This window comes from Streptomyces sp. SID5785 (assembly GCF_009870065.1).
Lineage (GTDB): Bacteria > Actinomycetota > Actinomycetes > Streptomycetales > Streptomycetaceae > Streptomyces.
In genome coordinates this window covers 1-8667 of the sequence record NZ_WWIA01000068.1, presented here as the reverse complement: position 1 = coordinate 8667, position 8667 = coordinate 1, and the positions used below count along the sequence as shown (strand labels likewise).

The 8667-nt window shown below is 72.7% G+C and carries 4 protein-coding genes; 1 reads left to right on the top strand and 3 read right to left on the bottom strand.

What is annotated here, in order from left to right; translation table 11 throughout:
* From GTW43_RS02205 to GTW43_RS02195, 3 genes are all read right to left on the bottom strand, one after another.
* The coding region (locus tag GTW43_RS02205; protein WP_161299840.1) for an AAA family ATPase at positions 1-2587 on the bottom strand (2587 nt) is incomplete at its 3' end.
* 101 nt (positions 2588-2688) lie between these two features.
* A complete protein-coding gene (locus GTW43_RS02200; RefSeq protein ID WP_161299839.1) occupies positions 2689-5616 on the bottom strand; it encodes a VCBS repeat-containing protein in 2928 nt (975 codons plus the stop codon).
* A complete protein-coding gene (locus GTW43_RS02195) occupies positions 5616-8201 on the bottom strand; it encodes a S8 family serine peptidase (protein WP_161299838.1) in 2586 nt (861 codons plus the stop codon). The genes GTW43_RS02200 and GTW43_RS02195 overlap by 1 nt, the downstream gene beginning before the upstream one ends.
* A 179-nt stretch (positions 8202-8380) precedes the next feature.
* Here GTW43_RS02195 and GTW43_RS02190 point away from each other — a divergent pair.
* A partial coding sequence (locus GTW43_RS02190) for an aldehyde dehydrogenase family protein (protein ID WP_161299837.1) occupies positions 8381-8667 on the top strand: 287 nt, incomplete at its 3' end.

Genomic DNA, 8667 nt, shown 5'->3' with positions numbered 1-8667 from the left:
CGTACGCCCGGGCGGGGGCGAGCGCCAGGTCGGCGGCCTCACGGGCCTCGTTGAAGCGGCCCGCGAGCGCCAGGTTCGTGGCCTGCCCGCAGTGGCAGCGTGCCAGGAGCCCCTGGCCGGTCACCCCGGGCACCCGCAGCGTGGGCGCGAGCGCCTGCCGGGCCGCCGCGTAGCCGTCCGCGTACCGCCCCTGGACACCGAGCGCGACCGCCCGCGCGAGGTGGTGCGACGCGGTCGGCTCGGGCGCGGTGTCCTCGGCGGGCGGGTGCGCGGCGAGCACCCGCAGGGCGGCCTCCGCGTCCTCGGCCTTGACGAGGGTCTCCGCGAGCCGGGCCGCCGCGAGCACGGTGTCGTCGTGGTCGCCGCGCCGCGCGAACTCGCAGAGCGCCCGCCGCAGCACCTCCGCCGCCGCCGCGAACTGGCCCATGCGACGCAGGACCTGGGCGTGCGCGAGACGCGCCCGTGCCGCGTCCACGTCGAGCCGGGCGACGAGGTCGCGGTAGTAGCGGTCGGCGGTGTCGTTGGCGTAGACGGCGGCGGCGCGCTCCGCCGCCCGACGCAGGTACTCGGCGGCGCGCGGGTCGTCGGCGCGCGCGAAGTGCGAGGCGAGCGTGTCGACCGCGTCGGGGCGGCGGCGCAGCACGGTCTGCGCGAACGCGGCGTGCAGCTGCCGACGGCGTACCGCGGTCAGCTGCTCGTAGCACGTGAGGCGGACCAGCGGATGGCGGAAGGCGAGCCCTTCCTGGGCGCGGCCCGCGACCACGACCTGGCGTTCCTCGATGAGCGAGGCGGCGATCGCGCGCTCCAGAGCGTCGGCCGCCGCGTCCGCGTCGAGCGCGGGCCTCAGCCCGTGCGCGGCGACGTCGAGCAGCTCGGCGAGCGCGCTCTCGCCACCGGTGACGGACAGCGCCTCGACGACCCGGCGGGTGTCGCGGTCCAGCCGTCCGAGCCGCTCGCCCACCAACTCCCGTACCCCGTCCGGGGCCTGGCGGCCGGCGGCGACGGACTCGGTGCTGCCGTGCGCGAGTTCCAGGGCGAACAGCGGGTTGCCCAGGGAGAGTTCCCAGACCCGGTCGACCCGGTCGCCGGACGCGCCCGCGTCCCGTACGACCGCCAGGCACGCCTCCCGGTCCAGGCGGGCCACTTCCTCGCGCGCGGCGAGCCGCCCGCGCAGCAACGCCGCGACCGCCGAGCGGCGCGGATCGCCCTCGGGCAGCTCCTCCTCGCGGTAGGTGGCCAGGAAGCGCAGGGCGGTCCCGCCGGCCGCGACCCGGCGCGCCAGATGGCTCAGCAGCTGGTACGAGCCCTCGTCGGCGGCGTGCAGATCGTCCAGGACCACCAACACCGGTTGTTGCGCGGCGAGTTCGCCGAGCAGCCCGTACGTCGCCCGGAACAGCAGATCGCGCTCCTCCTCCGGGCCGCGCTCCCGGCCGGCACGCACCCGCCCGAGCGAGGGCAGGAACGCGGCCAGTTCGGGGTACTCGGCCCCCGCGTGCGCCCGTTGCCCGGCGTCCCATTCGGCCAGCCAGCCGTCCAGCGCCTCCGCGAACGCCCCGTACGGGGTGTGCCCCTCGGCGTCGTGCCCGCCGCCCCACAGCACGGCGGTCCCGTCCGCGGCGGCCCGCCGCGCCGCCTCGCCGGCCAGGCTCGTCTTGCCGACGCCCGCCTCGCCGGTGAGCAGGGTGACCGGTGGCCCGGCCGGGGTGAGCAGCCGCAGGAGAACGTTGTCACGCCCGCGCAGCGGGCCCTCCGCGGGCGCGCGCAGCGGGGCGGGCAGCGTCGGCGCGGTGACGGCCGGCGCGGGGGAGTCGGTGAGCGCGAGCCGGTGCAGCCGCTCGGTCTCGGGGCCGGGCCGTACGCCCAGGTCGGCGTCGAGCGCCGCCCGGCACGCGTGGTACTGGCGCACCGCGAGCCGCCGCAGCCTCTGGCGCAGGTACGCCTCCATCAGGATCCGGTGGGCGGCCTCCTCGGCGGGGCTGGAGACCAGGATCCGCTCGGCCGTGGCGACCGCCTCGGCGTGGGAGCCTTGCGCCAGGTGCGCGGCGGCCTGCGCGAGCAGCACCTCCTCGCGCAGGGCGACGAGCCGTTCGCGGCGGGCCTGCGCCCAGTCCGCGTACCGGTCCTCGGGCAGCAGCTCACCGCTGAACAGGTCCAGGGCGGCGGCCAGTTCACCGGGTTCCCCGGAGGCGAGCGCGGCCCGCGCCGCCGACTCCGCCTCGTCGGCGTCGATGCGTACGGTGGCCGGATCCAGACGCAGCAGCGCGCCGTCGGATATCAGGTACGAGGAACTGGCGCGCGGTGCGAGTTCGGGTTCCAGGGCGCGGCGTGCGGCGTGCAGGGCGACCCGCAGACTGCCGGTCGCGGAGTGCCGGTCGGCGTCCGGCCAGCAGACGTCCATGGCCTGCTCGCGGTGGAGCTGGTGGTCGGGTGTGACGGCGAGCAGTTTGACGAGGGTCCGGGCGCTGGGCCGACTCCAGCGGTCGGCGGGGGCGGGACCGCCGTCACGCGTCACCGCGAAACCGCCGAAAAGGTGCAGACGCAGCAGCGGGGTGGCCGAAAGTGAACTGTCGGTCTGCTGCTCGTCCATGAGGGCGCAACTGTAACCGAGCGAGCGGAGGACCCCCTGGGCGAGGCCCAGGGGGTCCGGCTGCACGGGACATCAGACCGTCAGTTCGTCACGCTGACAGATCAGGACAGCTTGTAGGCGGTCACCTGGTGGATGGCGTGGTCGTCCGAGTAGACCCCGCCGCCGAACAGGCCGACGAGACGGTCGTAGCCGCCCAGGTCGTTGTTGAGGGACACGACCTCGTCGACGCCGTCCCCGTCGAGGTCGCCCGTGAAGAGGTTGCGGGCGCCCATGAGGGTGGGGGACTTGCCGACCTCGGGGGCCCAGGTGTCGTCGGACTCGAGGATGCTCGGGTCCCACAGGTACAGCCCGCCCTCCGTCCCGGCGGCCAGCAGCCGGCGCCCGCCGGGACCGGTGAGGAAACCGCCGCCGTGCGAGGTCGGGAACACGCCCTGCACCGTGTCGTCGCCGTTCGCGCGGAACCGTCGGAACGAGGCGACCCCGCCCTCGTACAGCGCTCCGTCCTCGGCGAAGAAGCTGGTGTGCGTCCACAGTCCGCCGGACATCGACGTATGGACGACCTCGCCGGTGCGCCCGTCGCGGATCTCGAAGACATTCTGCGAGGTGATCACGGTGGTGCCGTCGACCTTGAGGGGTGCGTCGACGTTCCACACGTAGGCCACCGCGTGGCCGTCGGCGTAGGGGATCTCCTCGGAGGCGAAGACGCCCTCGTTCGGGGTGAGGGTGCGGATGGCGCTGGTGGCGTCGGCCGGCGCCTTCGGCGCTGCCGACCAGCGGGCCTTGCCGGTCTTGGCGTCGAGCGCGACGGCGCTCGTCACCGGATCGGTCAGGTCGACCGCACCGGCACTGGCGTACGAGGCGTACACCCGGCCGTCGTTCACCGAGGGGTCGGCGAACTGCACGTCACCCGCGTCCTCGGGGGCGTGGTACGTCCACAGGGCGTGGCCGTCGCCGTGGTAGGCCCGCAGCGCGTCGGCCGGGACGAGGATGTCCTGCTCGCCGTCGCCGTCCAGGTCGGCCAGCTCGGCCGTGTGGATGTACTGGCCGCCGCCGTCGATGGTGGCGAGCGTCTTGCCGGTCTTCCCGTTGAGGACGACCGTGGCGGTGTCGGCCGCGACGACGATCTCGGGCCTGCCGTCGCCGTCGACGTCGCCGGTCTCGATGTCGTGGACCGCGCCCGGCAGCGTGGCCTGCCACAGCTTCTCGGGCTTGGCGCCGTTCACCATGGACGGCCCCGAGTAGGCCCACAGGCCGTTCGACGAACCGCCCATGATCAGGTCGTTCTTGCCGTCCTTGTCCAGGTCGGCGCTCGCCGCGTGCGAGACGTCACCTTGCAGCGGCGTGACCTTCTCCGCCTTGCCGTTCGCGAGCTTGAACGTGCGGATGTTCTCGCCCGGGTCGATCACGCGGACGTGCGTGCCCGCCGTGTCGCTGTAGATGTCCGTGTACATCGCCGTGCCCGCGACGCCCTTGGACTGCCAGGCGACGGCGCCCTTGGCGGAGAACACCGTCAGCGACGCGTAGCGGGTGCCGCCCCGGTTCTCGGGCACGTCGAAGTTGTCGTTGTCCTGGCCGGCGGAGACCAGCTTGCCGGCGGCCACCGAAAGGCCGAAGGTGTTGGCCGCGCTGTCGCCGTCGTCGTCGTCCCGCTTGACCGTGTGGGACCACCGGAGCCTGTCCGCGCTGTCGCCGTTCACGACCCGGACGGTGTTGGCGCTGACAAGGAAGTTCTCGTCGAACGAGGACTCGGCGACCGCGTACTCGTCGCCGGCCTTCCCGCCGAGGTCTCCGACCGCGAGGGCGGTGGGCACGACGTTGTCCCGGCCCTGCAGCGTGGTGCGGTGACCGGTCTTCAGGTCGTAGGCGGCGACCTCGTAGTGCACCGCGTCCGTGGCGTCCGACTGCTCGATCGCGACGATCCGCCTGCGCCCGGAGTCCAGGCGCATCTGGCGGTTGTACAGCATGCTGTCGGTCTGCCAGGTGACGGAGCCGTCGGCGGCGTCGAGCACCAGGGTGCGGCCGCGCGCCGCGACACCGTCGCCCTTCCGCAGGTTCCAGGAGACAGCGACCTTGCCCTTGCCGAGGTCCTGGAGGTCGCCCCAGTTCGCGAAGCGGGTCTCCTTCGAGTCGTACGTCCACGACGTGGCCGGGGTCAGCCTGCCGTCCGATCCGGACGTGAACGTCAGGCCGGTCAGGGTGAGCGTGGCATCGGCCGGGATGTTCCTGTCGATGCCCATCCGGGGCGCGTCGGCGATCAGCAGCGTGCCGTCGACGATCTTCACCATGGAGGCGTAGTCGTACAGCTTCGACCACACGGTGGCGCCGCTCCTGCCGTCGAGGACGGTCACGAACGTGCCGGAGTTGAGGTCCGATCCGGGGGACGTGAAGGAGCGCGGGTCCTCGATGCCCACCGATGCGGTGAACGCGATGTCCGGCACGCCGTCGCCGGTGAGGTCGCCGGTCGAGTAGCCGGAGTCGGAGTTCGGCGAGAACGGCGAGACCGCGTTGTAGCCCATCAGGATCTGCGCCGGGTACGGCTCGGTCCGCCACACCTGGAGCGGCTTGACCTGCCAGTCCGTGAAGAACGAGCTGGTGGTGCGGGCCCACTTCGTCCTGCCGTCGGCGGCGTGCAGCTGCACGTAGCCCATGCTGTTGACGGAGTAGTGGTCGCCGTTCTTGCCGGCCGGCACCGTGGCGCCCATGCCGCGCACGCCTTCCAGCGTGCCCTTCGGGGTCACGGTGACCGGGGTGGTCGGGTCGGCGGAGACGCTGCCGGAAGCGGAGACTTCCGGGGCCGAGGCTTCCGGGGCGGAGGCGGCGTCCTTCTTCGTGCCGGGGGTGTCCTCGGCCCTGACGTTCGGGTCGAGGGTCACGTGGGCGGCGAGCTTCTTCGCCTCGGCGGAGGTCAGCTTCATCGCCGAACCGCTGTCGCCGTCGGCCCTGGCCTGCGGCACGGCGGTCAGGCACAGACCGGCCGCGACCAGACCGGAGGCGAGCGCGAGCGCCCGCGGCGCGTGGTGGGATCTCATCACTTGGCTCCCTGCGTGAAGCGGACGGCGGTGCCGCCGGCGATCACGGACTCGTTGTACGCGTACTGGAGGGCGTCGGTGCCGGACTGGTCGGCGATGCCGACGGTGGCACTCGCGCCCTTGTCCGCGACGGACCGGTACTGCAGGGTCACGGCGCCGGTGGCCTCGTCGAAGACGGCCTCGAAGGTGGCGCGGCCCGATGTGCCGTTCGCGTAGGCGGCGTTGTTCCACACGATGGCGAACGTGCGGCTGCCCTTGGTGCCGGTGGTGGCGGTCTGCACCGAGGACTTCTTGTCGAGGGTGAGGTCGTCCCACAGCGGGGCGACGATGCCCTTCACACCGTTCGGGCCGGTCGTCGGCAGAGCGGTGTTGCCGTAGTCGCCGACGCGCGAGGACAGGAAGTTGACCAGGCCGTCGGTGGTGACCGAGGCCGAGGAGTACGCGACGCCGTACAGCTTCACCGAGAAGGGCAGCGCGACCCGGGCGGAGTCCTCGTCACCGGACAGGGCGACCTTCTTGGAGCCCGCGATCCACGCGTAGGCGGCCGGGGCGCAGGAGTTGCCGGAGCTGTCCGTGCGGTTCGGGACCCGGACGTTCTTCGTCAGGTCGGCGGAGCCGACGGCGGCGGTGCCGGTGAAGACGCCGTTGCACAGAACCGGGGCGGCGGGCTTCACCGTCAGGGTGAAGGACCCCTCGGAGACCTCGGCGAAGGTGTAACGGCCCTTGGCGTCGGTGGTGACGGAGTCGAGCGGCGAGCCGTTCAGTTCGACCTTCGCGCCCGCCAGTGCCTTGCCGGAGACGTCGAGGACGGTGCCGGAGACCTGGTGCGAGGCGACCGCGGTCAGCGCGATGTCCTGCGTGAAGGCCTGGCCGGCGGTGAGGGCGACACCGGTGACCGAGCTGTTCGCGTAGCCGTAGCCGCTGAAGGCGAAGGAGTACGTGCCCGGGGTCAGCGGCAGACGGTAGGTGCCGTCGGCCCCGGTCCTGACCGTGCGCACGGAGCCGGCGGCGTCGGTGGCCGTGAGGGTGATGTTCGCCAGCGCCGCGCCGGTCGCCTTGTCGGTGACCGTGCCGCTGACGGTGGCGGCGGTGTGCGGCGACCTGTCGACGGAGGCGAGGGCGTCGAGCTTGCCCTCGCCCCACACGTTGTTCATGCCGGCGGTGCCGCCGCAGTGGGTGTCGTCGACGTCGCGCGCGCCCTCGCCGAGCAGCTTGCGGGTCTCGTCGATGTCGCCGATCAGCGAGGGGGCCGCCGACCACAGGAGTGCCACGGCGCCCGCGACGTGCGGTGTCGCCATCGACGTGCCGTCGATGGTGTTGTACGACGAGCCGGGCCACGCGGACTCGACGGCTACGCCCGGCGCCGAGATGTTCGGCTTGGCCGAACCGTCGATCGGGGAGGGGCCGAAGCTGGAGAAGTGGGCGATCGTGCCGGTGGAGTCGTACGCGCCCACGGCGTAGGACGAGGACTGCGAGCCCGGCGGGTGCGTCGTCGAACAGGTCACGCCGTCGCCCTCGTTGCCGGCCGCGAAGGCCTCGAAGATGCCCGCGGCGTCCCAGGCGTCCAGGATGTCCTGGTAGAAGGGGTCGACGCCGGTGGGGTCGCCCCAGGAGTTGTTGACGATGTTCGGGGCGAGGTCCGGGCGCGGGTTCTGCCCGTTGTGGTCGGTCGGCGCGAGGATCCACTGGCCGGCGGCGAGCAGGTCGTCGTTGTAGCACGTCTCGCCGGCGCAGCCCTTGGCGGCGATCCACTTCGCGTCCGGTGCGACACCGATGCCGTTCTTGCCGACCATCGTGCCCATGGTGTGGGTGCCGTGGCCGGCGTTGTCGCACGGGGTGGTGCTGGTGGCGCACGTGCCCGACGGGTCGTAGAAGTTGTAGTCGTTCGTGAACGTGCCGTCGCCGTTGTTGCCACGGTAGTTGGCGACGAGGTCCGGGTGGTCGTACTGCACACCCGAGTCGACGCTGGCGACGACGATGCCCTCGCCGCGGTCCTTGTACCGGTCCCAGACCTGGTCGGCCTTGATGTCGGAGACGCCCCACACGGGAGTGTCGTCGCCTTCGGCGGAGGAGCCGGTCCTCGCCGACGCGGCGCGTGACCGGGTGACCTTCTTGTCGGAGGTCTCGTCGTCGTCGAGCTTGAACGAACTCCGCTTGACGACCGACGCCACGTCCGAGCGCTCGGCGAGCTCGTCGACGAGGGCCTTGTCGCCGGTGACCTGGATCGTGTTGGCGATCCAGTAGTCCTTGTGGCCGACCTTCTTCCGGTCGAGGAAGGATCTCAGCGCGGTCTGGCTGTCGTCGGCGTGGGCGCGCAGCTCCTTGTAGGCGGCCTTCGCCTTCGCGGCGTGCGTCGTGGCCTTCCTCGCGCCGGACAGGTCCGCCTCGTCCTTGAGGACGACGAAGAACGTCGCGTCGCCACCCTTGGCGACGGCCTTGTCAAGCGCCGAGTCGATCTTCGCCGTGGCGGCTGCGGACGGGGTGTCGGCGGCGGCCGGCGGGACGCCGACGGCCAGAGCGGTCGCGGTGAACGCGGCCGCCGCCCATGCGGCGGCTCTGCGCCGGGGCGGTCGGGGCAGGTGCATCGGGGGCACTCCTCCGGGAACGGTACGGGGGAGTTCGCACGCTAGGAAGCCGCCGTTACTGAGGAATTACCGGCGGCGTGACAGGGGTCTCCGGCCGGTCCCTGGCGCCCGAAAACTATCACCGCTAGTTTGGGTGTCCAGGAAGAGCGGCGACACACACGCGGTACCGGAGGAGAGCCATGAAGGCCCACGAGGGGATGTACATCGGCGGCGCCTGGCGGGCCGCAGCGAGCGGCGAGACGATCGCCGTCGTCGACCCGGCCGACGAGCAGGTGATCGGCCACGTCCCCGCGGGCACCGCCGAGGACGTCGACACCGCCGTGCGCGCCGCCCGCGCGGCCTTCCCGGGCTGGGCCGCGACCCCGCCCGCCGAACGCGCCGCGCGGATCGCCGCGCTGCGGGACGTGCTCGTGGCCCGTCAGGACGAGATCGCCGGGACGGTCACCGCCGAGCTCGGTGCGCCACC

Coding starts and splice junctions, on each gene's coding strand:
- GTW43_RS02195 (WP_161299838.1), bottom strand. CDS start 8,201: ATGCACCTGCCCCGACCGCCCCGGCGCAGAGCCGCCGCATGGGCGGCG.
- GTW43_RS02200 (WP_161299839.1), bottom strand. CDS start 5,616: ATGAGATCCCACCACGCGCCGCGGGCGCTCGCGCTCGCCTCCGGTCTG.